The sequence below is a fragment of the Enterobacter sp. SECR19-1250 genome (genome assembly GCF_013391025.1).
Lineage (GTDB): Bacteria > Pseudomonadota > Gammaproteobacteria > Enterobacterales > Enterobacteriaceae > Enterobacter > Enterobacter cloacae.
Map to the genome: position 1 here is coordinate 1 of NZ_JACASJ010000014.1, position 21,555 is coordinate 21,555.

21 protein-coding genes are annotated in these 21,555 nt (G+C 54.4%); 12 read left to right on the forward strand and 9 right to left on the reverse strand.

All coding sequences use genetic code 11. The annotated features are described in order from the left end of the window. A partial coding sequence (locus tag HX884_RS05705; RefSeq protein ID WP_072223390.1) for an IS5 family transposase occupies positions 1-682 on the reverse strand: 682 nt, incomplete at its 3' end. A gap of 44 nt (positions 683-726) precedes the next feature. Here HX884_RS05705 and fliB point away from each other — a divergent pair. Then, on the forward strand, positions 727-1,875 hold the full coding sequence (fliB, locus tag HX884_RS05710; RefSeq protein ID WP_249166300.1) for a flagellin lysine-N-methylase: 1,149 nt from the start codon (positions 727-729) through the stop codon (positions 1,873-1,875). 47 nt (positions 1,876-1,922) lie between these two features. Here fliB and fdhF read toward each other — a convergent pair whose 3' ends face one another. The 4 genes from fdhF to ycgZ form a co-directional block, all read right to left on the reverse strand. Continuing rightward, the gene (fdhF, locus tag HX884_RS05715; RefSeq protein WP_178327831.1) at positions 1,923-4,073 is read right to left on the reverse strand and encodes a formate dehydrogenase subunit alpha; all 2,151 of its coding nucleotides are present in this window, start codon (positions 4,071-4,073) and stop codon (positions 1,923-1,925) included. 175 nt (positions 4,074-4,248) lie between these two features. Further along, positions 4,249-4,527 (reverse strand): biofilm development regulator YmgB/AriR family protein, encoded by a 279-nt coding sequence (locus HX884_RS05720; RefSeq protein ID WP_013096961.1) that lies wholly within the window; start codon positions 4,525-4,527, stop codon positions 4,249-4,251. A gap of 29 nt (positions 4,528-4,556) precedes the next feature. After that, positions 4,557-4,877 (reverse strand): hypothetical protein, encoded by a 321-nt coding sequence (locus HX884_RS05725; RefSeq protein ID WP_029883869.1) that lies wholly within the window; start codon positions 4,875-4,877, stop codon positions 4,557-4,559. 4 nt (positions 4,878-4,881) lie between these two features. Next, positions 4,882-5,121: a regulatory protein YcgZ gene (gene ycgZ / locus HX884_RS05730; protein WP_013096960.1), complete on the reverse strand. Its 240-nt coding sequence runs from the start codon at positions 5,119-5,121 to the stop codon at positions 4,882-4,884. Between the two features lie 341 nt (positions 5,122-5,462). On the opposite strand from ycgZ, the gene HX884_RS05735 reads away from it, so the two are divergent. The 9 genes from HX884_RS05735 (at position 5,463) to HX884_RS05775 (ending at position 14,544) form a co-directional block, all read left to right on the forward strand. After that, positions 5,463-6,683: a diguanylate phosphodiesterase gene (locus tag HX884_RS05735; RefSeq protein ID WP_013096959.1), complete on the forward strand. Its 1,221-nt coding sequence runs from the start codon at positions 5,463-5,465 to the stop codon at positions 6,681-6,683. A 190-nt stretch (positions 6,684-6,873) separates the two neighbouring features. Then, positions 6,874-7,602, forward strand: a complete 729-nt coding sequence (locus HX884_RS05740) for a MerR family transcriptional regulator (RefSeq protein WP_013096958.1) — start codon at positions 6,874-6,876, stop codon at positions 7,600-7,602. A gap of 313 nt (positions 7,603-7,915) precedes the next feature. Beyond that, on the forward strand, positions 7,916-8,284 hold the full coding sequence (gene sufA / locus HX884_RS05745; protein WP_008500631.1) for a Fe-S cluster assembly scaffold SufA: 369 nt from the start codon (positions 7,916-7,918) through the stop codon (positions 8,282-8,284). Positions 8,285-8,292: 8 nt separating this feature from the next. Next, the gene (sufB, locus tag HX884_RS05750; protein ID WP_013096956.1) at positions 8,293-9,783 is read left to right on the forward strand and encodes a Fe-S cluster assembly protein SufB; all 1,491 of its coding nucleotides are present in this window, start codon (positions 8,293-8,295) and stop codon (positions 9,781-9,783) included. A gap of 9 nt (positions 9,784-9,792) precedes the next feature. Further along, positions 9,793-10,539 (forward strand): Fe-S cluster assembly ATPase SufC, encoded by a 747-nt coding sequence (sufC, locus tag HX884_RS05755; RefSeq protein WP_013096955.1) that lies wholly within the window; start codon positions 9,793-9,795, stop codon positions 10,537-10,539. Continuing rightward, positions 10,514-11,785, forward strand: a complete 1,272-nt coding sequence (gene sufD / locus HX884_RS05760; RefSeq protein ID WP_178327832.1) for a Fe-S cluster assembly protein SufD — start codon at positions 10,514-10,516, stop codon at positions 11,783-11,785. The genes sufC and sufD overlap by 26 nt, the downstream gene beginning before the upstream one ends. Beyond that, the gene (gene sufS, locus HX884_RS05765; RefSeq protein WP_178327833.1) at positions 11,782-13,002 is read left to right on the forward strand and encodes a cysteine desulfurase SufS; all 1,221 of its coding nucleotides are present in this window, start codon (positions 11,782-11,784) and stop codon (positions 13,000-13,002) included. Before sufD ends, sufS begins: the two co-directional genes overlap by 4 nt. A gap of 14 nt (positions 13,003-13,016) precedes the next feature. Then, a complete protein-coding gene (gene sufE / locus HX884_RS05770; RefSeq protein ID WP_178327834.1) occupies positions 13,017-13,433 on the forward strand; it encodes a cysteine desulfuration protein SufE in 417 nt (138 codons plus the stop codon). Between the two features lie 97 nt (positions 13,434-13,530). After that, on the forward strand, positions 13,531-14,544 hold the full coding sequence (locus HX884_RS05775; protein WP_040019821.1) for a L,D-transpeptidase family protein: 1,014 nt from the start codon (positions 13,531-13,533) through the stop codon (positions 14,542-14,544). Positions 14,545-14,605: 61 nt separating this feature from the next. On the opposite strand, the gene lpp is transcribed toward HX884_RS05775, so the two are convergent. The 4 genes from lpp to HX884_RS05795 all read right to left on the reverse strand — a co-directional run bounded on the left by lpp (position 14,606) and on the right by HX884_RS05795 (position 19,470). Beyond that, the gene (lpp, locus tag HX884_RS05780) at positions 14,606-14,842 is read right to left on the reverse strand and encodes a murein lipoprotein Lpp (protein ID WP_001082307.1); all 237 of its coding nucleotides are present in this window, start codon (positions 14,840-14,842) and stop codon (positions 14,606-14,608) included. A gap of 311 nt (positions 14,843-15,153) precedes the next feature. Then, a complete protein-coding gene (gene pykF / locus HX884_RS05785) occupies positions 15,154-16,566 on the reverse strand; it encodes a pyruvate kinase PykF (protein ID WP_013096950.1) in 1,413 nt (470 codons plus the stop codon). Between the two features lie 377 nt (positions 16,567-16,943). Next, positions 16,944-18,089: a PLP-dependent aspartate aminotransferase family protein gene (locus HX884_RS05790; RefSeq protein WP_029883873.1), complete on the reverse strand. Its 1,146-nt coding sequence runs from the start codon at positions 18,087-18,089 to the stop codon at positions 16,944-16,946. 10 nt (positions 18,090-18,099) lie between these two features. After that, positions 18,100-19,470, reverse strand: coding sequence for a pyridoxal-phosphate dependent enzyme (locus HX884_RS05795; protein WP_178327835.1), 1,371 nt, complete (start codon positions 19,468-19,470; stop codon positions 18,100-18,102). 397 nt (positions 19,471-19,867) lie between these two features. Between HX884_RS05795 and HX884_RS05800 the strand changes: the two genes are divergently transcribed. Continuing rightward, positions 19,868-20,890 (forward strand): methionine ABC transporter ATP-binding protein, encoded by a 1,023-nt coding sequence (locus HX884_RS05800; protein WP_020688322.1) that lies wholly within the window; start codon positions 19,868-19,870, stop codon positions 20,888-20,890. Next, the gene (locus HX884_RS05805) at positions 20,883-21,551 is read left to right on the forward strand and encodes a methionine ABC transporter permease (protein ID WP_013096946.1); all 669 of its coding nucleotides are present in this window, start codon (positions 20,883-20,885) and stop codon (positions 21,549-21,551) included. Before HX884_RS05800 ends, HX884_RS05805 begins: the two co-directional genes overlap by 8 nt. The last annotated feature ends 4 nt before the right edge of the window (positions 21,552-21,555 follow it).

Sequence of the window (21,555 nt, forward strand, 5' to 3'; positions counted from 1 at the left end):
GCGCGCTGATTTTCTTACGCCGCAGTTCATCGTGACAGAGCCGGGTGTCGTAAGCGCCGTCTGCCGATGCTGCCCTGATTTTTCTGTGAGTCTGCCGGATAAGACCCGGGAAGGCTTCTGAGTCCGTCACATTGTTCAGCGACAGGTCTGCACAGATGATTTCATGTGTTTTGCTGTCAACTGCCAGATGCAACTTTCGCCATATACGACGGCGTTCTTTGCCGTGTTTTTTGACTTTCCATTCGCCTTCACCAAAGACCTTCAGCCCGGTGGAATCAATCACCAGATGCGCGATTTCACCCCGGGTGAACGTTTTGAAACTGACATTAACCGACTTTGCGCGCTTGCTGACACTGGTGTAATCCGGGCAGCGCAACGGAACATTCATCAGTGTAAAAATGGAATCAATAAAACCCTGTGCAGCCCGCAGGGTCAACCTGAACACGCGTTTAATGACCAGAACGGTGGTGATGGCGAGATCAGAATAGCGCTGAGGTCTTCCCCGTGATGAAGGCGTTGCCGACTCATACCAGGCCTGAATAGCTTCATCATCCAGCCAGAAAGTTATGGAGCCACGGTTGATGAGGGCTTTATTGTAGGTGGGCCAGTTGGTGATTTTGAACTTTTGCTTTGCCACGGAACGGTCTGCGTTGTCGGGAAGATGCGTGATCTGATCCTTCAACTCAGCAAAAGTTCGATTTATTCAACAAAGTCCCAGAATGCTTAATGTCATGTTGTCGTGGCTGGACAATCGCTATCGACAAGAAAACCCATCAGAAATACGTTCTCTCCCCGCACATAGAGATTGCCGCCATTGCCAAAAAGAACCTTATCCTGCAGAGAAAGGGTAAGAACAGCTACTCCAGAGTGAAGTTAAACGAAAAAGGGGACTGTCCTTTTATCGATGAAAACAAGCTCTGCATGGTTCATCGCGATTTAGGTGAAGAGGCGCTCTCGCATACCTGCAGCACTTACCCCCGGAGTTCAACTCGCTACCAGGATGAGACACGGCACACGATGACGCTCTCCTGCCCGGAGGTGGTGCGGCGGGTGCTGTTTGACCCGGATGCGATGCTGCTTCAGGAGCAGGATGAGCTGGTGGCGGGCTATAAAACCAATTTGATTGGGCAGCGCCAGTCTGTCTCGCAGACTCAACAGGTGATCCATCTTTTCGCCTGGAATTTAATCCAGTCGCCATCCCGTAATATAGAAGAAAATTTGATGGCGCTGGCGCAGTTTATTCTTTGTCTCCAGCACGTTAACGTCGATCTGCATAATAAATTTGCTGAAGTGGAAAATTTCTACGAAGCGCTTCTCAATGAGTTGCAAAGCGGAAAATCGCTGATGGATTCCGGTCATCTGGCGAAGTCAAACGCGATGAAATATCTGGCGTTGTCCGTAATGGGCACAAATGTGGCGAAGGATTCAGCCCGGGACGGTTTTATTCTTGAAGGGCATCAGCAAATTGCCGCATACCTGGATGTTGCCGGTATTAGCGACGCGGCGGAACTGGAGACAAAATTCGACGCGATTAATCAGCAGTGGCACAAATTATGTGAGGATTCCTGTTTGTCAGAACCTTACGTGTTACGCAATTACCTGCTGTACAAACTCTACAGCAGCTATTTCCCCGGCAAAAACATGGCGACGATGATGCGTCAGTTTTATCGTATCGTGCTGGACTTTTTCTATATCAAATTCATCCTCAGCGTGAGATCGATGCAGGGCGAACTCGACCAACAGGTGGTAATGAAAACCATCGCCAGCCTCTCCGAAAAGGCCATGCACAATACCACCATTGATGCCCGCATGGACGCTGCGATTGATAAAATCAATGGCGGCGATGTTTTATCCTGCCTGCTGTTGATTGGATAAACGCCCGTAACGTAGGCCGGGTAAGCGCAGCGCCACCCGGCATTTTCTCAGACATTCACCGCACTGATCAGCCGAGACTTCATGGACTGGTACGCCGATGCCGCAAAGTCCTCAGCCCAGCGTTGATCCTCAATGGCGTCCAGCTGTACCGCACAATACTTCGTTTCCGGCGTTTTAGAGATGGGATCGAGATTATCCTGCGTCAGTTCGTTGCAGGCACCAATCCACCACTGATAGGTCATATATACAGCCCCGGGGTTGATGCGTTCGCTGAGGCTGGCGCGGGTAATCACTTTACCGCGGCGCGAACGCACCCAGACCAGTTGCCCGTCAGTGATACCGCGTTGTTCCGCATCCGCCGGGTTCAATTGCACCCGACTCGGTTCGTCGGCCAGGCTTTGCAGCGCGGCGCAGTTCCCGGTCATGGAACGACAGGAGTAATGTCCCACTTCGCGCACCGTGCAGAGCACCAGAGGATAGTCTTCGTCAGGTGTTTCAGCGGGCGCTCGCCAGGGCGCGGCAAACAGTTGCCCTTTGCCGGTTGGCGTGTCGAAGTGATTATCTTTGTACAGGTACGGTGTGCCGGGGTGATCGAGCGTTGGGCATGGCCACTGGACATGGCCCATTTCGCCCATTTTTGCGTATGTTACGCCGTAGAACAGCGGACACAGCGCGCGCATCTCATCCCAGATCTGCTGGTTTGAGGTGTAGTGCATCGGATAGCCCATTTCTGTCGCCAGCAGGCTGATGATCTCCCAGTCGCGTTTTACGTTGCCGCTGGCCTCAATGGCCTTGCCGAAACGCTGGAAGCCACGATCGGCACAGGTAAAGACGCCCCCGTGTTCGCCCCACGAGGTGGCGGGTAACAGAACATCCGCCACTTCCGCCGTTTTGGTCATGAAGATGTCCTGTACCACCACAAAGTCGAGCGCCTCAAAGCCGCTGCGCACCAGGCCCAGGTCGGCCTCGGTCTGCAGCGGGTCTTCCCCCATGATGTAATAGGCTTTGACTTTACCTTCCAGGGCGAGATGCGGCACCTCGGTAATACGCGTGCCGACGCGATCGTCCATTACCGTAACGTCAATTCCCCAGGCATCGGCGAACTTCTGCCTGACAGCCGGGTCCGTCACGTCCTGATAGCCGGGGAACATATTGGGCAATACGCCCATGTCACACGCTCCCTGCACGTTATTTTGTCCGCGAACGGGACCGACGCCGACGGCAGGGCGACCAAGATTACCGGTTAACAGCGCCAGACTCGAAAGCCCTTTTACCACATCTACGGCCTGACCAAACTGTGTGACGCCCATTCCCCACATCACGGTCGCGGAAGGGGCCGCTGCGAAAGTGCGCATCGCCTGGCGGACATCGTGGGCGGGTATGCCGGTCAGATGTTCGACCTTCTCTGGCGCGTACTCTTTCACCGTCTGCCGGTAGGCCTCAAGCCCCTCCGTGAAGCGTGCGACGTAGTTTTTGTCGTACAACTCCTCTTCCAGCAGCACATAGCCAAAGGCGTTAACCAGTGCCATATTGCTGCCGTTTTTCAGTTGCAGATGTTGGTCGGCAATGCGGGCTGTTTCAATCCGACGCGGATCGCAGACGATAATTTTCGCACCGTTCTCACGGGCTTTCAGCACGCGGCGGGCGACAATAGGATGGGAATCGGCGCAGTTGTATCCGAAAACCAGCAGGCATTTTGAGTGTTCAATGTCGTTAATGGAATTACTCATCGCGCCGTTGCCCAGCGTTTCCTGCAAACCCGCCACGGAAGGCCCGTGGCAGACGCGTGCGCAGCAGTCCACGTTGTTGGTATGGAGTACTGCACGGGCGAATTTCTGCATCACATAGTTGGTTTCATTGCCCGTCCCCCGGGAAGAGCCGGTGGTCATGATGGACCGCGGGCCGAACTGCGCTTTTATGTTTTTAAGCTTGTTGGCGGTATAACGAATGGCCTCGTCCCAGGTGACCGGGGTAAAGGGTTCGCCTTTGTGGTAGCGGATCATCGGTTGCGTCAGGCGAGGGGTGAGCAATCGGGTATCGTTAAGGAAGTCCCAGCCGTAAAAGCCTTTCAGGCACAAGGTGCCCTGATTGGTTACGCCGTCTGCGGCTTCGGCACGGATAATACGGTTATCTTCAACAACGAGGTTTAATTTACAGCCTGCACCACAGTAAGGGCAGACGCTGGCGATTTTTTTCATCAATAACAGACCTGTTAAGAAATGAAGCAAGATGACCGGAGAGCCCGATCCCGTAAAGAGGAGTAAGCAGGAAGTGTGCCATCTTTACGATGCGTGTTTTACAGGGTGTTATGAGGGGGGAGGGGTGTCATCGTCAGGCTGGTCGACAGTTATGACGATGACACGTTAGCTGATTTTAAAGGTCGTCCATTGTGTAACCCACAACAATTTCCAGCGTTTTACGAATGACGTCGGCCTGAACCACGTCATCCGTCGCTTCCAGCGTCTGGATCAGCCAGAGAATGATCGCTTTGTTGGTAAGGTGACCTTCCGTGGCCAGGACACAACGTACTGCAGTAGAAAAAATCGCGGATTCTTCAGCAAAACGATCGCCAGCGTGGCGGAAATACTCCGACAAAGCGCTGTCCAGAAAAGCCGAATGGTATTCGGGTTGTGGCTGAATATTCTGTCTCATTTGTTCTCACCGTAGCTGTTAAATTGCAGTCAATGTATTTTCCTGGGATTGGACGGTTTTCCATCACCAAATAACGGCACTACATTGTCTCTGTTATCCTTGAGAGATCCCTCTCTGATTGGTCGTCCTTGCGCGGTTCTGCGACGTATAAAGGCGCTGTTTTTTGAGCCGATGTCGGCTATCACCCTCGCCAGTGTCTCCCGCCGCCGGGGATCCTTTTCATGTATTTGCATTTTACGCAGACGCTGTACCAGAGAATCGGTCGTCAGTGGCCCCCGTTCTTTCAGGAGGGAAAGCACGGCTTCACCGATAAGCTGGTCTGTGAGTCTTTCAGCGTCACTGCGATTCATAACGTTACCGTTCGAAGAGCAAACCAAGCAGCATGTGGTAATGCTGTTCCTCTTCCGGCCCTTCGGCCTTTTCGAGGCGACTTAAGAGTTTGGTGCAGAGCGACTTGCGGTTGAGGTTTCGCCCGTCGCTAAGAATTTCAACCACAACTTCACCCAGCGTTTCCTGTTGCGTTGGAAGCGCGGCTTTTTCGAAGTACTGCGCAATAGCGGCGGCAGAATCTGCGACGTAACCGTTCTGTTGCATGTTTCGCTCCTGTAAAATTTAGTAATCACTAACGTTACATTTAAGGTATACACAAATCACAAATCTGTACATTAAAAATGTACAGATTTTTAAATATTTTATGATATATTTTATAAACTTTTTATATTTCAGAGGGTTATTGGTGGAGTTTGTAACGGTATCGTAACAGAATATATTGTACAACTTGAAGCGTCGTGGTTAAGTTGTACAACATCGAAAACTCGGGTCATAAACGTCCTAAATCATTGAGACGTAAATTATTTGCCTGACAATTAATATGCTATAACAGAACTCTATCCACGCGTTTTCGTGGCCAAACCCCTAACCCCTCCAGGAAAAGCATGCTGACAACCATCATATACCGCAGCCATATCTGCGATGACGTTCCGGTGAAAGCGCTGGAAACCATGGTCGCTGCTGCAGATAGTAAAAACCGACAATCCGACGTCACGGGGATCCTGTTGTTTAACGGCACGCACTTTTTTCAGTTGCTCGAAGGGCCAGTCGAAAACGTGACCGCCATTTATGAGCAGATCTGCCGCGATCCGCGTCACCACAATGTGGTGGAACTGATGCGCGATCACGGACCTTCCCGGCGTTTTGGCAATGTTGGGATGGAGCTCTTTGATTTGCGTCACTTCGACCGGGAAGATGTTCTTCAGCAGGTGCTTAATAAGGGCACGACCCGCTATCAGCTGACCTATAACGATCGTCCGCTGCAATTCTTCCGCACGTTCGTTGAGGCAACCGAGAAGGCCAACTATTTTGAATTGCCGCCCGCCGATGCCTGGGATTTTATCCCCGAGGAGACGCCGTTATCCGCACAACCGCCGGTGGTAGCAAAAGGGGCAGACTGCAGCTTTGCGTTTCAGCCGATTGTGGATCCCTTTATGCAGGAGGTGGTCTCCTGGGAAGCACTGCTGCGCACGCCATCCGGCGACTCGCCACGGGCCTATTTTGCGGCTCTTCCGCGTGAAGAGGTCTACGCAGCAGATTTGCACAGCAAACAGGTTGCGCTCTCCATGGCCAGTGCGCTGGGGCTACAGAATCAGACGCTGTCGATTAACCTGTTGCCCATGACGCTGGTCAATGTCCCGCATGCCGTCGATTTCCTGCTCACCGCTATCGACGCGAACGGCTTTGTGCCGGAGCAAATTGTGGTGGAATTCACCGAAAGTGAAGCCATCTCGCGCTTCGATGAGTTTACCCATTCGGTCCGGCAGTTAAAAAGTGCCGGTATCAGCGTGACGATCGATCACTTCGGGGCCGGTTTTGCCGGGCTGCAGTTGCTGGCCCAGTTCCAGCCGGACAGAATTAAGATTAATCGCGATCTGGTGCTGGATGTGCATAAAAGCGGTCCGCGTCAGGCCATCATTCAGGCGATTATCAAGTGCTGTTCCTCGCTGGAAATTCAGTTCTGCGCCGTTGGCGTGGAGAAGGCTGAGGAGTGGATGTGGCTGGAATCTGCGGGAATTTCCCAGTTCCAGGGGCATCTGTTTGCCAGCCCCCGACATGGCGGCATTCCGGCAATTTCGTGGCCCGAGAAAAAGTCTGGATTGTGATAATGCTGTACAACCTTTGGCAGAGTTAACTGTACGGAAGGCGGAATTTAGACAACAATAGAGTTAACGGCGTGGATGGTGTCCTCACCATTCACCTGTTTCAAACTGAGGTCTTAGTTATACAAATAGCTTGTACAATCTGATAAGGTTGCTGTGGTTGGGTATGGAAGTATTGAGCGTGAGGGAGTTAATGGCCTATTACAGTATCGGCGAAGTCGCCGAACGATGCGGTATCAACCCCGTTACGCTGCGTGCCTGGCAGCGCCGTTATGGTTTGTTGAAGCCGCAGCGCAGCGAAGGGGGTCATCGTCAGTTCGACGACGAGGATATCCTGCGTATTGAAGAGATCAAACGTCTGATGAAATCAGGCGTTTCGGTGGGGAAAGTAAAAGCCTTGCTGGAGAACAAGGAAGTGATGACCCAGGGTAACTGGGCCGCTTTCCAGGAAGAGATGATGACCGTTTTGCGCTATGCCAGCCCGGCAAAACTGCGCGCAAAAATTGGCGAGTTTCGCCGCGATCACGCCATGGATGCGTTGATCGACAACATTATTACCCCCGTAAGGCAGCGCATGAATCAGGATCAAAATACGGTGCGCCACATGGCGAGCCTGTTTGATGGTGTGCTGATCGAATTCGCCGTGGCAAGCCTGGCAGAATCGCGTAAAAAAGCTGGTAAAGATGCGTTGCTCATCGGTTGGGAGTGCGACGACCGCACTCATCTGTGGCTTGAAGCCGCGCGCTTAGCCAATAAGGGCTGGCATATCGACGTGCTGGCAGAGCCGATTGATTCACCGCGTCCCGAACTCTTCCCCGGGCAGAAACTCTTTGTATGGACGGGAAAATCGCCCACGCCCCGTCAGCAGGAACAGCTCGATCACTGGCGTGAACAGGGTTTTTCCGTCGCCTTTCATCATTAATCATCAGAGGCCTTGAGGGCCTTTTTTTCTTTCTGTCCTGTCCTGCGCAAAAGCTATCTCAAAAATAGGCATTTCCGATGCATATTTTGCTTTTCCTTTTAATCAGACGAACGACGCAGCGAAATGCATTATTAATCAATGCATTGAACAATTAAATCCATCCCGCCTGCATCCTCTCACAGGGTCTATGCTTAATAAAACCAGGCAAAAAGGGCGATTAAGCCTAATGCCCCTGCTGTCAGAGGGTTGAAGTGATAATCGTTATCACTAACATGGTGTTATGCCCTGATGGCTTATCAGATGAGGTGGACCTATGGAACTGCATTCAGAAACCTTTAACCCTGCCGATTTCGCCTGGCGCGGTTTAACGCTCACGCCAGCGGCGGCGGCACATATTCATGAGCTGGTGGCGAAAAAGCCAGAGATCCTCGGTGTGCGTTTAGGGGTCAAGCAGACCGGCTGCGCGGGGTTTGGTTATGTGCTCGACACCGTCACCGAACCCGAAAAAGATGATCTGGTGTTTGAAACGGATGGCGCAAAACTGTATGTCGCGCTTCAGGCGATGCCGTTTATCGACGGCACCGAAGTGGACTACGTGCGTGAAGGTTTAAACCAGTTATTCAAATTTCATAACCCGAAAGCCCAGAACGAATGTGGCTGCGGCGAAAGCTTTGGGGTATAGGCGGTACTATGTCTCGTAATACTGAAGCAACGAGTGAAGTAAATACCTGGAGCGGCGGACACCTCAACTATAAAGAGGGGTTCTTCACCCAGCTGCAAACTGATGAACTGGCGAAGGGCATCAATGAAGATGTCGTGCGCGCAATTTCAGCCAAACGTAACGAGCCGGAGTGGATGCTGGAATTCCGCCTGAGCGCTTACCGGGCCTGGCTGGAGATGGAAGAGCCGCACTGGCTGAAAGCCCACTACGATAAGTTAAATTATCAGGATTACAGCTACTACTCTGCACCTTCCTGCGGCAGCTGTGACGACACCTGCGCCTCGCAGCCCGGCGCGGTACAGCAAACCGGGGCGGATAATAGCTTCCTGAGTAAAGAGGTGGAAGAGGCGTTTAACCAGCTTGGCGTGCCGGTTCGCGAAGGGAAAGAGGTGGCGGTGGACGCCATTTTTGACTCTGTCTCGGTGGCAACCACCTACCGTGAGAAGCTGGCAGAACAGGGGATCATTTTCTGTTCTTTCGGCGAAGCGATCCACGATCACCCGGAACTGGTGAAAAAGTACATTGGCACCGTGGTGCCGTCTAACGACAACTTCTTCGCGGCGCTCAACGCAGCGGTCGCCTCAGACGGCACCTTCATCTACGTGCCGAAAGGGGTACGTTGTCCAATGGAGCTGTCGACCTATTTCCGCATCAACGCGGAAAAGACCGGCCAGTTCGAGCGCACCATTCTGGTGGCGGACGAAGGCAGCTACGTCAGCTACATCGAAGGGTGTTCCGCGCCGGTGCGCGACAGCTACCAGCTCCACGCCGCGGTGGTTGAAGTCATCATCCATAAAGACGCCGAAGTGAAATACTCCACGGTGCAGAACTGGTTCCCGGGCGACGGTAATACCGGCGGTATCCTCAACTTCGTCACCAAGCGTGCGCTGTGTGAAGGCGAAAACAGCAAGATGTCCTGGACCCAGTCTGAAACCGGTTCGGCCATTACCTGGAAGTACCCGAGCTGTATTTTGCGCGGGGATAACTCCATCGGCGAGTTTTATTCCGTTGCGCTGACCAGCGGTCATCAGCAGGCGGATACCGGCACCAAGATGATCCACATTGGTAAAAACACCAAATCGACCATCATCTCAAAAGGTATCTCCGCCGGACACAGCCAGAACAGCTATCGCGGGCTGGTGAAAATCATGCCAACAGCCACCAACGCGCGAAACTTTACCCAGTGTGACTCCATGCTGATTGGCGCAGACTGCGGCGCGCATACCTTCCCGTACGTGGAGTGTCGCAACAATAGCGCCCAGCTTGAGCATGAGGCGACAACGTCGCGTATCGGGGAAGATCAGCTTTTCTACTGCCTGCAGCGCGGGATCAGTGAAGAAGATGCCATCTCGATGATTGTCAACGGCTTCTGTAAGGACGTGTTCTCTGAACTGCCGCTGGAATTTGCCGTTGAAGCCCAGAAACTCCTCGCCATTAGTCTTGAACACAGCGTCGGTTAAGGAAAGCACATGTTAAGTATTAAAGATTTACAGGTTAGCGTGGAAGACAAAGCCATCCTGCGTGGCCTCAATTTTGACGTCAAGCCGGGTGAAGTCCACGCCATTATGGGGCCGAATGGCTCCGGGAAAAGTACGCTTTCAGCGACGCTGGCGGGACGCGAAGATTACGAAGTGACCAACGGCTCGGTGGAGTTTAACGGCAAAGATTTGCTGGAGATGTCGCCGGAAGAGCGCGCGGGGGAGGGCATCTTTATGGCTTTCCAGTATCCGGTCGAAATTCCGGGCGTCAGTAATCAGTTCTTCCTGCAAACGGCGCTCAACGCGGTACGCAAATACCGTGGCCTGGAGGCGCTGGATCGTTTTGATTTTCAGGACCTGATGGAAGAGAAGATCAAGCTGCTGAAAATGCCGGAAGATCTGCTGACCCGCTCGGTAAACGTCGGTTTCTCCGGCGGCGAGAAGAAGCGCAACGACATTCTGCAGATGGCGGTGCTTGAACCTGAACTGTGCATTCTGGATGAGACCGATTCCGGTCTGGATATCGATGCCCTCAAGATTGTCGCCGACGGGGTGAATTCTCTGCGCGACGGCAAACGGTCATTCATTATCGTTACCCACTATCAGCGTATCCTTGACTACATCAAACCGGATTACGTCCACGTGCTTTACCAGGGGCGCATTGTGAAATCCGGTGATTTCACGCTGGTCAAACAACTGGAGGAGCAGGGTTATGGCTGGCTTACCGAACAGCAGTAATGCGCTCCAGCAGTGGCACCGCCTGTTTGAAGCGCAGGGCGGAAGGCGTTCTGAGCAGGCACAACATCACCTGCAACAGATGCTGCGCCTCGGTTTACCCACGCGTAAACATGAGAACTGGAAGTACACGCCGCTTGAGGGCCTGCTGAACGCTGAATTTGTCTCGCAACGGGCGGATATCACACCGACGCAGCGCGATGCACTGGCGCTGAATGTGGATGCCCTGCGCCTGGTGTTTGTCGACGGCCAGTTCCGTCCTGATCTGAGCGACAGCACCGACGAGAGCGGTTATACGATCACCATTAATGATGAGCGCCAGAGCCTGACGGCACCCGTGCAGCCGGAGATCTTTCTGCACCTTACCGAGAGCCTGGCGCAGAGTGTGACGCAGATTCACGTGAAGCGAAACCAGCGCCCGGCGAAACCGCTGCTGCTGATGCACATCACCCAGGGCCTGGACGGCGATGAAATCAATACTGCGCACTATCGCCACCATCTGGAGCTGGCGGAGGGGGCGGAAGCCACGATCATTGAACATTACGTCAGCCTCAACGATACCCGCCACTTTACCGGGGCGCGCCTGACGATGAATGTCGCCGCCAACGCTCAGCTGCACCATATCAAGCTGGCATTCGAGAACCCGCAGAGTCACCACTTTGCGCATAACGATATCCTGCTTGGACAAGATGCAGCGGCATACAGCCACAGCTTCCTGCTGGGGGGCGCGGTACTGCGTCACAATACCAGTACGCAGCTTAACGGCGAGAACGCCACCCTGCGCATCAACAGCCTGGCGATGCCGGTCAAATCGGAAGTGTGTGATACGCGGACCTGGCTTGAGCACAACAAAGGCTACTGCAACAGCCGCCAGCTGCACAAAACCATTGTCAGCGACAAAGGCCGCGCGGTGTTTAACGGTCTGATCAATGTGGCGCAACACGCCATTAAGACCGACGGGCAGATGACCAACAACAACCTGCTGCTGGGGCGCCTGGCAGAAGTGGACACCAAGCCGCAGCTGGAGATCTATGCCGACGACGTCAAATGTAGCCACGGCGCCACGGTCGGGCGCATTGACGATGAACAGATGTTCTATTTGCGTTCGCGCGGTATTGACCAGCAGGCGGCGCAGAAAATGATTATCTACGCCTTTGCCGCAGAGCTGACGGAGGCGCTGGACGATGGCCTGTTAAAACAGCAGGTGCTGACCCGTATTGGTCAGCGTCTGCCTGGAGGCGAAGCATGAGTTTTCCCGTAGAGAAAGTACGGGCCGATTTCCCGGTTCTGACCCGTGAAGTGAATGGACTGCCGCTGGCCTATCTCGACAGTGCAGCCAGCGCGCAAAAACCGAATCAGGTGGTGGATGCAGAAGCCGAATTCTACCGCCACGGTTACGCCGCCGTGCATCGCGGTATTCATACGCTGAGCGCAGAGGCGACCCAGCGTATGGAGAACGTCCGCACCCAGGTGGCCGCTTTTCTGAATGCGCGCTCGCCGGAAGAACTGGTGTTTGTGCGCGGCACGACGGAAGGGATCAACCTTGTCGCCAACAGCTGGGGCAGTACGCAGGTTCACGCGGGCGATAACATCATCATCACCGAGATGGAACACCACGCCAATATCGTGCCGTGGCAGATGCTCTGTGAGCGTGTGGGTGCCGGGCTACGGGTGATCCCGTTGAATCAGGACGGCACGCTCCAGCTTGAGCACCTTGATGCCCTGCTGGACGACCGCACGCGGCTGGTGGCGATAACCCAGGTCTCTAACGTGCTGGGCACCGAAAACCCGGTGGCAGAGATCGTCGAAAAAGCCCACCGGGCGGGCGCGAAGATCCTGATTGATGGCGCTCAGGCGGTGATGCATCACGCGGTGGATGTTCAGGCGCTGGACTGCGATTTTTACGTCTTCTCCGGGCATAAGCTTTATGGCCCAACCGGGATCGGCGTGTTGTATGTGAAAGACGATATTTTGCAGGCCATGCCGCCGTGGGAAGGGGGCGGCTCGATGATCGCCACCGTCAGCCTGTCGGAAGGGACCACCTACGCGCGCGCGCCGTGGCGTTTTGAGGCTGGTACGCCCAATACCGGCGGGATTATCGGGCTTGGGGCTGCTCTCTCTTATGTCTCCTCCATTGGCCTTGAGGCCATCCAGGAGTATGAGCAGATGCTGATGCACTACGCGCTGCAGGAGCTTGCCAGCGTGCCCGAGTTGACCCTGTATGGCCCGGCTAACCGGCAGGGCGTGATTGCGTTCAATCTGGGAAAACACCATGCCTATGACGTGGGCAGTTTCCTCGATAACTATGGCGTGGCCGTGCGTACGGGGCACCACTGTGCCATGCCGCTGATGGCATTTTATCAGGTCCCGGCAATGTGCCGCGCGTCGCTGGTGATGTACAACACAACGGAAGAGGTCGACAGGCTGGTGGCGGGGCTAAAACGCATTCACCAGTTGCTGGGCTAACGGAGAAGCGAACAATGGCAGAGTTGCCGGACAAAGATAAATTACTGCGTAACTTCGGACGTTGCGCAAACTGGGAAGAAAAGTATCTCTATATTATTGAGCTGGGGCAGCGTTTGCCGCCGCTCAGTGAAGAGGCGCATAACCCGGATAATATTATTCAGGGCTGCCAGAGCCAGGTGTGGATTGTGATGGAGCAAAAGGGCGACGGTACGATTGAATTGCACGGCGACAGCGATGCCGCGATTGTGAAAGGGCTTATCGCCGTGGTCTTTATTCTCTACCACCAGATGTTCGCGCAGGATATTGTCGCCTTTGATGTGCGCCCGTGGTTTGAAAAAATGGCCCTGACCCAACACCTCACCCCGTCCCGCTCCCAGGGGCTGGAAGCGATGATTCGCGCCATCCGCGCCAAAGCTGCAATCATTAGCTAGACTTACAGGACAGCATTCATTCTGTTTCGCGAGGTGGTTCCCGCCTCGCTGGTTTTTCAGCTTTCTGGCGTTCTGTCAGTGAATAAGGAATCTCAGCATGAAGCGCGCGTCTCTAATAACACTCTTACTCCTTGGTTCGCTCGGCGCTCTTAATTCGGCCAGTGCGATGGATTATCCGTTACCGCCCGCAGGCAGCCGTCTGATTGGGCAAAATCAAACCTACACAATACAGGAAGGGGATACCAAACTTCAGACCATCGCACGTCGGTTTAATACTGCGGCACAGCTCCTCCTTGAAACCAATAATACCATTGCGCCGGTAAACCCTGCGCCGGGAACGGTGATTACCATTCCATCCCAGATGCTGCTTCCGGACACGCCACGCGAAGGTATTGTGGTGAACCTGGCCGAGTTACGGCTTTACTACTATCCGCCGGGGGGAAATATTGTTCAGGTTTTCCCGCTGGGGATTGGACAGCTGGGGCTGGAGACGCCGGTCACGACGACCCGCGTGAGTCAGAAGATCCCTAATCCAACCTGGACCCCGACGCCGGGCATCAGAGCGCGCTCTCTGGAGCAGGGCATTAAATTGCCGCCGGTCGTACCCGCCGGGCCAAATAACCCGCTGGGACGCTTTGCACTGCGTTTAGGCGTGGGCAATGGGGAATATCTGATCCACGGTACCAGTGCGCCGGACAGCGTTGGTCTGCGGGTGAGTTCAGGCTGTATGCGCATGAATGCCCCGGACATTAAAGCCCTGTTCGAACAGGTGCGGGTCGGCACACGGGTGCAGATTATTAATGAGCCGGTGAAGTTCTCCGTCGAGCCGGATGGCAAACGCTATATTGAAGTGCATCGTCCGCTGGCGCAGGTGGAGGGAGAAAACCCGCAGATTACACCTATTACCCATTCCGCTGACTTTGCCTCGTTTGTTTCTCAGGCAGGAAGTGACAAAGCGCTTATTGATAAAGCCTTGTCGCGCCGGGCGGGGATCCCGGTCGCCGTATCGGCGGCTAACGGCCCGTCGGCCAGCAACAACGTGCAGTCCGTGCAGAACAGCCGTGTCTCTGCTGCGGTAACGGAAGAGGATGGCGAGAAGGTGACGCAGTAGGGGGTTTGACGCAGGCAAAAAAAATGGCGCACAATGTGCGCCATTTTATTAACAGGTACTATTACTTACGGTATTTAGTAGCCTGGTTGTCCAGACGCTGGTTAGCGCGAGCTGCGTCATCTTTAGCAGCCTGAACGTCGGAACGCATTGCGTTCACGTCGTTGCTCAGCTGGTCAACTTTAGCGTTCAAAGTCTGAACGTCAGAAGACAGCTGATCGATTTTAGCGTTGCTAGAGCAACCTGCCAGCAGAGTAGAACCCAGGATTACCGCGCCCAGTACCAGTTTAGTACGATTCATTATTAATACCCTCTAGATTGAGTTAATCTCCATGTAGCGTTACAAGTATTACACAAACTTTTTTGGGTTGAGAATATTTTTTTGATGGGAATACGCCTATTTTTGATCGTTCGCTCAAAGAAGCAACGAATTCGGCATTTTTGTCGAAAAAGCTATGTTAAAAAAGGCATTTTTCATCGGATTCATCTTACATAAATCGCGATTAAATAGAAAAACCCGATTTGCTTTTTGAATAGAGTTGGCTAATACCACGAATAAAAAAAGCGCCCCGAAGGACGCTTTTTATCAAAAACTAATTCGTTTGAACATTATTACAGCACGTGAACAGAGGCGGTATTGGTTGTACCACTCGGTACCAGTGCACCCGATACCATTACCACCACGTCGCCTTTCTGTGCCAGGCCGCTTTCCAGCGCCAGTTCTTTACCCTGAATGTAGAAATCGTCAGTAGAGGCGATCTCTTTCACCAGGTGCGCAACAACACCTTTGCTCAGCACCAGCTGACGCGCAGTGGTTTCATTGGTGGTCAGCGCCAGGATGGTAGCATCCGGGAAGTATTTACGTACGGCACGCGCAGATTTACCGCCCTGCGTTGCAACCACGATCAGTGGCGCTTCCAGCTTCTCAGCCGTTTCTACCGCACCGCGGCAGACTGCTTCAGTGATGCGCAGTTTGCGGCTGTCGTTGTTGAAGTCCAGACGGCTGGTCATCACGCGGTCAGTACGTTCGCAGATGGTGGCCATGATGGACACCGCTTCCAGCGGATATTTACCTTTCGCAGATTCGCCAGACAGCATGACGGCATCAGTACCGTCGAGGATGGCGTTCGCCACGTCGCCTGCTTCAGCGCGGGTTGGACGTGGGTTTTTGATCATGGAGTCCAGCATCTGGGTGGCAGTGATAACCACTTTACGTGCGCGGACACATTTCTCGATCATCATCTTCTGCGCGAAGATCACTTCTTCAACCGGGATTTCAACACCCAAGTCGCCACGCGCAACCATGATACCGTCAGACGCTTCGAGGATTTCGTCGAAGTTATTCAGGCCTTCCTGGTTTTCGATTTTGGAGATGATCTGGATCTTCTCGCCGCCGTGCGCTTTCAGGTGCTCACGGATTTCAACCACGTCGGAACGTTTACGGATGAAGGAGGCAGCAACGAAATCAACGCCTTGCTCGCAGCCGAAGATCAGGTCTTGCTTGTCTTTTTCAGCCAGTGCTGGCAGCGCGATAGAAACGCCTGGCAGGTTAACGCCTTTGTTTTCGCCCAGGTCGCCGTTGTTCAGCACTTTACAGATGACTTTGTTGCCTTCGATGGCGGTGACTTCCATTCCGATCAGACCATCGTCTACCAGCACGGTGTTACCCACAGACAGATCGCTGGTGAAGCCTTCATAGGTTACCGCAACGATTTCGCTGTTACCGACCACAGACTTGTCAGTGGTGAAGGTGAAGGTCTGGCCCGCTTTCAGGGAGACGTCGTTACCGCCTTCCAGTTTGATGGTGCGGATTTCAGGACCTTTGGTATCCAGCAGGATGGCGGCTTTTTTACCGGTCTTGCTCATGACGTTGCGCAAGTTCTGGATACGCTGACCATGTTCAGCGTAGTCACCGTGAGAGAAGTTCAGACGCATAACGTTCATGCCGGCGTCCAGCATTTTGGTCAGCATCTCTTCAGATTCGGTTTTCGGGCCGATGGTACAAACAATTTTCGTCTTTTTCATGACAGTCTTAGTCTTTAAGTTGGGAAGGATATGGAAATCTCGCTCCGGGGGCGCACCGCCGCGGAGTCAAACCTGTGTTGCAAAAGAGTATATGACACGCACTAAGGATAGGAGACATCAAATGAGCGTGCAGAAGAAAGTGTGCCTGAGTGACAGCCCAACGAAGGAGAGGAGAAGTTGTACGTTGTTTTTTGTATTCCAAGCGCTGAAACCATTCACCAGGGATTTGGCGCGCATTATACGCTGATTTTAAGATAAAAGGAAAATGGAAACGGTGTTTCAGAAATAATCTGTGCAGTTTCACATAATATTGTTATCAATGCGTTAAGGCATAATGACATCTTATGGCGGCAGGCGAGGGGCCTGCCGCCTTTTGCTTATTTTTCCAGCGCCTGACTCAGATCGGCAATCAGATCGTCTGCCTCTTCGATCCCCACGGACAGGCGGATCAGCTGCGGCACAATGCCGTTAGCCAGACGCTGCTCGCGCGGAATTGAGGCGTGGGTCATGCTGTAGGGCTGACTCACCAGGCTTTCCACACCGCCGAGACTTTCTGCGAGGGTGAACAGCTTCAGCTTGCGGATCACCTCCGTCGCACGTTGCGCATCGCCTTTCACCACGACGGAAATCATCCCGCCCGGCAGCGCCATTTGCCTGCGGGCGAGCTGATAGTGCGGGTGCGAATCCAGCCCCGGATAGAAGACCTTTTCAACCTGCGGCTGCTGCGCAAGCCATTGCGCAATCGCCAGCGCGTTGCTGCTGTGCTTTTCCATCCGCAGAGCCAGGGTACGCATTCCGCGCAGCGTCAGAAAACTGCTGAAGGGATCGAGCACGCCGCCGATGGCGTTTTGCAGATAACCCAACCGTTCCGCCAGCGCCGGGTTATCGCCCACCACCGCCAGCCCGGCTACCACGTCGGAATGGCCGTTCAGGTATTTAGTGGCGGAGTGCACTACGATATCAAAACCCAGCTCCAGCGGACGGTGAATGACCGGGGAGGCGAAGGTGTTATCCGCCACGCTTATCACGTTATGGCGGCGGGCAATGGCCCCGATGGCTGCCAGGTCGGCCAGTTTCAGCAGCGGGTTAGTCGGCGTCTCCACCCAGATCATGCGCGTTTGGGGACCAATGGCGGCTTCCAGCGCGGCCAGATCGTCGGGCTTTACCCAGCTGACCCGCAGCCCGGTGCTGCGCTTGCGCACGTTTTCAATCAGACGGTAGGTGCCGCCATACACGTCATCAATGGCGACGATATGGCTGTCTTTATCCAGCAGCTCCAGTACGGTGGAAATGGCGGCCAGACCGGAGGCAAAAGCATAGCCGCGCGTGCCGCCTTCCAGTTCGGCGATGGCGGTTTCCAGCGCATGGCGGGTAGGATTGCCGCTACGGGAATATTCGTAGCCGGTATGCTCCCCCGGCGACGGTTGCGCAAACGTCGAGGTGGCGTAAATGGGCGGCATGACCGCGCCGTGTTGATCGTTAACCTGGCCGCTGTGTACGCTGAGCGTGGCGAGATTTTTCATTCTTGTTTCCTTATTGCTGTAGACGGTTGCGCCAGGCGGTGAGGAGATCGCTGCGGGTGATCAGACCCAGAAAACGGTCATTGTCATTAATCACCGCCACCAGACCGCGGTCGAAGATGGCGTGCAGGGCGCTTTCCGGCGCGTGCTTATCAAGAATCTCCACCTGTTGCGTCATGGCCGCCGTGACGGGGAGGGCAAAGCGAGCCCCGTCGCCGCCAATGTGGCGCAGCAGATCCCACTCATCAATAATGCCTACCACCTTGCCGTTCTCCAGCACCGGCAGCTGCGAGATGTCATACAGGCGCATGCGTGCCAGTACGGTGGAAAGCGTGTCGTCCGGGGCGGCGGTGACGGTGGCGCCCTCGTCGTGGCGCAGCGCAATGTAGTCAGAGAGATCGCCTGCCTGCGGGCGAGACATCAGCCCCCGCTGGCGCATCCAGTCATCGTTGAACATCTTTGAGAGGTATTTGTTGCCGCTGTCGCAGGCGAAGGTCACCACGCGTTTCGGCGTGGTCTGTGCCTGGCAATACTTCAGCGCGGCTGCCAGCAGGGTTCCGCTGGAGGAGCCAGCCAGAATTCCTTCCGTTTTCAGCAGCTCGCGCGCGGTGGCGAACGCGTCGCGGTCGGTGATGCGCCAGGCGCGATTCACCCCGTCAATGTGGGCCAGTGGCGGAATAAAGTCTTCGCCAATTCCCTCAACCAGCCAGGAGCCCGCGTCGCGGTAGCGTCCGGTTTCCACCTGGTCGGCCAGAACCGATCCTGCCGGGTCTGCGAGGACAAACTCCGTGTGCGGAGAGTGTTCGGCGAACCACGCCTGCAGGCCACCCAGCGTGCCGCCTGACCCCACGCCCACCACGATGGCGTCGATCCTGCCGTTAAGCTGTTCAAACAGCTCCGGCGCGGTGGTGGTACGGTGCGCCAGCGGATTGGCTTCGTTGTTGAACTGGTCGATGTAAAACGCGCCGGGCAGTTCACTCGCCAGACGCCGGGCGTAATCCTGGTAATAGGCGGGATGGCCCTTATTGACGTCCGAACGCGTCAGTACCACCTGGGCACCCAGCGCGCGAAGGTGGAAGATTTTCTCGCGGCTCATTTTGTCCGGTACCACCAGGATCAGCGAATAGTCTTTCTGGGCGGCGATCAGGGCCAGACCCAGGCCGGTATTCCCCGCCGTGGCCTCAATAATCGTGCCGCCCGGCTGCAGCTGGCCGGTGCGCTCCGCTTCATTAATCATCGACAGCGCCACGCGGTCCTTTATAGAGCCACCCGGGTTCTGGTTCTCCAGTTTCAGAAACAGCGAACAGAGGCCGGTGTCCAGTTTATGCAGCTGGATAACCGGTGTATGGCCAATCAGTTCAGTGACGGAGTGGTAAATCGTCATGGGTTTTTCCTTTCAGGAGGTCATGACGGGATGATAGGGCGGTGAAAATTTCGCAAGAAAGAACGAATCTCTGCTTTTTAGAACAGAAAAGAATATAAATGGTGTTTTGGATATCAGGATAGCAAGACGTAAAGTGCTCCGGATGTGAGGATGGCTATATCAACAGAATATGTTGAAAAAATGCGCGTTTTTGGCGTGGGTCGCCCCTGACATATGCATCGTGCAGATAAACATTGCTGAAATTGGTCTAAACGGGTCTCGCCCGCGACAGGCAGTGTTTATTCCCTCTGGTTATAACACATGCTTTTTTGTTCATTTAAAAGCAAGTAACGGCTGATTACTATCGTTTGGACATCCATACTTCTAAACCGCCAGGGCGGACGGATAACGAATAAGAATGATTGTTCTCAGCAATATTTCGAAGGTCTTTGACAACGGCAAGGTGGCGCTCACGGCCGTTGATAACGTCAATCTGACGATTGAGCAGGGGCAGATATACGGCATTATTGGCTACAGCGGCGCGGGGAAAAGTACGCTTATCCGCCTGTTAAATGGCCTGGAAAAACCGAGCAGCGGCAGCGTGACCATTAACGGTCAGGACATTTCTGCCGCAAAGGGGGAAGCGCTGCGACAGGCGCGTCTGAAGATCAGCATGGTGTTCCAGCACTTCAACCTGCTGTGGTCGCGAACGGTAGCGGAAAACATTGCCTTTTCGATGCAGATCGCCGGGGTGCCAAAGGCCAGGATTCAGGCCCGCGTGGCCGAGCTGGTGGAACTGGTCGGGCTGAAAGGCCGTGAAAATGCGTATCCGTCGCAGCTGAGCGGCGGGCAAAAGCAGCGCGTGGGCATTGCGCGTGCGCTGGCGAACAACCCGGATGTATTGCTCTGTGACGAAGCCACCTCTGCGCTCGACCCACAGACCACCGATCAGATCCTCGATCTGCTGCTGGACATTAATCGTCGTTTCAGGCTGACCATCGTCCTCATCACCCACGAGATGCACGTGGTGCGCAAAATCTGTGACCGGGTGGCGGTGATGGAGAACGGTAAAGTGGTGGAAGAGGGCGACGTGCTGAGCGTTTTTACCCATCCGCAGCAGCCGATTACGCAGCAGTTTGTCCGCCAGGTGAGCCAGTACGCTGAGGAAGAGACCTTTAATACCGAGCTGGCAAACGATCTGGAAGGGACGGTCATCCGTCTGACCTTCACCGGGCACAGCACACATAAACCGATTGTGGGTGAATTGACGCTGCGCTACGGCCTGCCGTTTAACATTCTGCACGGAAAAATGACCCAGACGGCGCACGGCGTGTTTGGCCAACTGTGGGTACACGTGGTGGCATCCGATGAACAACTGAACAATATCCTCGCCGACCTGAAGCACAGCGATATTGAAGGCGAGGTGATTAAACATGGCTGAGAATCTCTTTCCGCATCTGAAGTGGGATCAGCTCTGGGCGGCAACGCTTGAGACGCTGTACATGACCGCGCTCTCCGGTGTGGCGACCTTTGTGCTGGGGATTGTACTGGGTCTGGCGCTGTTTTTAACCGCCCGCGGCGGATTGTTCCACAACCGCACGGTCTATAGCGTCATTTCAATTGTGGTGAACGTGTTCCGCTCTATCCCGTTCATCATTCTGATTGTTTTGCTGATCCCGTTCACCAAGACCGTTGTTGGCACCATCCTGGGAGCTAATGCGGCACTGCCTGCCCTGATTGTGGGCGCCGCACCGTTTTACGCCCGCCTGGTGGAGATCGCCCTGCGTGAAGTGGACAAAGGGGTCATAGAAGCAACGCGCTCAATGGGGGCACGACTGAGCACCTTAGTGTTTCGGGTTTTACTGCCGGAATCATCACCCGCACTGGTTTCTGGTATTACGGTGACGCTGATTGCGCTGGTGAGCTACAGCGCAATGGCCGGGGTGATTGGCGCCGGTGGGTTGGGAAATCTGGCTTATCTGGAAGGATTCCAGCGCAACCATGGTGACGTCACGCTGGTGGCAACGGTGACCATTTTGATCATCGTTTTTGTTATCCAGTTCTGCGGCGACATCATTACCTCACTGTTAGATAAACGCTAATAAA

What these genes read in the sequence shown, in the direction of transcription:
- HX884_RS05795 (WP_178327835.1), bottom strand. Translation starts at nt 19,470, where the DNA reads ATGACGATTTACCACTCCGTCACTGAACTGATTGGCCATACACCGGTT.
- sufD (WP_178327832.1), top strand. Translation starts at nt 10,514, where the DNA reads ATGGCTGGCTTACCGAACAGCAGTAATGCGCTCCAGCAGTGGCACCGC.
- HX884_RS05720 (WP_013096961.1), bottom strand. Translation starts at nt 4,527, where the DNA reads ATGAGACAGAATATTCAGCCACAACCCGAATACCATTCGGCTTTTCTG.
- ycgZ (WP_013096960.1), bottom strand. Translation starts at nt 5,121, where the DNA reads ATGCAACAGAACGGTTACGTCGCAGATTCTGCCGCCGCTATTGCGCAG.
- HX884_RS05805 (WP_013096946.1), top strand. Translation starts at nt 20,883, where the DNA reads ATGGCTGAGAATCTCTTTCCGCATCTGAAGTGGGATCAGCTCTGGGCG.
- HX884_RS05775 (WP_040019821.1), top strand. Translation starts at nt 13,531, where the DNA reads ATGAAGCGCGCGTCTCTAATAACACTCTTACTCCTTGGTTCGCTCGGC.
- HX884_RS05800 (WP_020688322.1), top strand. Translation starts at nt 19,868, where the DNA reads ATGATTGTTCTCAGCAATATTTCGAAGGTCTTTGACAACGGCAAGGTG.
- sufA (WP_008500631.1), top strand. Translation starts at nt 7,916, where the DNA reads ATGGAACTGCATTCAGAAACCTTTAACCCTGCCGATTTCGCCTGGCGC.
- HX884_RS05735 (WP_013096959.1), top strand. Translation starts at nt 5,463, where the DNA reads ATGCTGACAACCATCATATACCGCAGCCATATCTGCGATGACGTTCCG.
- sufC (WP_013096955.1), top strand. Translation starts at nt 9,793, where the DNA reads ATGTTAAGTATTAAAGATTTACAGGTTAGCGTGGAAGACAAAGCCATC.
- sufE (WP_178327834.1), top strand. Translation starts at nt 13,017, where the DNA reads ATGGCAGAGTTGCCGGACAAAGATAAATTACTGCGTAACTTCGGACGT.
- fliB (WP_249166300.1), top strand. Translation starts at nt 727, where the DNA reads ATGTCATGTTGTCGTGGCTGGACAATCGCTATCGACAAGAAAACCCAT.
- sufS (WP_178327833.1), top strand. Translation starts at nt 11,782, where the DNA reads ATGAGTTTTCCCGTAGAGAAAGTACGGGCCGATTTCCCGGTTCTGACC.
- lpp (WP_001082307.1), bottom strand. Translation starts at nt 14,842, where the DNA reads ATGAATCGTACTAAACTGGTACTGGGCGCGGTAATCCTGGGTTCTACT.
- sufB (WP_013096956.1), top strand. Translation starts at nt 8,293, where the DNA reads ATGTCTCGTAATACTGAAGCAACGAGTGAAGTAAATACCTGGAGCGGC.
- HX884_RS05740 (WP_013096958.1), top strand. Translation starts at nt 6,874, where the DNA reads ATGGCCTATTACAGTATCGGCGAAGTCGCCGAACGATGCGGTATCAAC.
- pykF (WP_013096950.1), bottom strand. Translation starts at nt 16,566, where the DNA reads ATGAAAAAGACGAAAATTGTTTGTACCATCGGCCCGAAAACCGAATCT.
- HX884_RS05725 (WP_029883869.1), bottom strand. Translation starts at nt 4,877, where the DNA reads ATGAATCGCAGTGACGCTGAAAGACTCACAGACCAGCTTATCGGTGAA.
- fdhF (WP_178327831.1), bottom strand. Translation starts at nt 4,073, where the DNA reads ATGAAAAAAATCGCCAGCGTCTGCCCTTACTGTGGTGCAGGCTGTAAA.
- HX884_RS05790 (WP_029883873.1), bottom strand. Translation starts at nt 18,089, where the DNA reads ATGAAAAATCTCGCCACGCTCAGCGTACACAGCGGCCAGGTTAACGAT.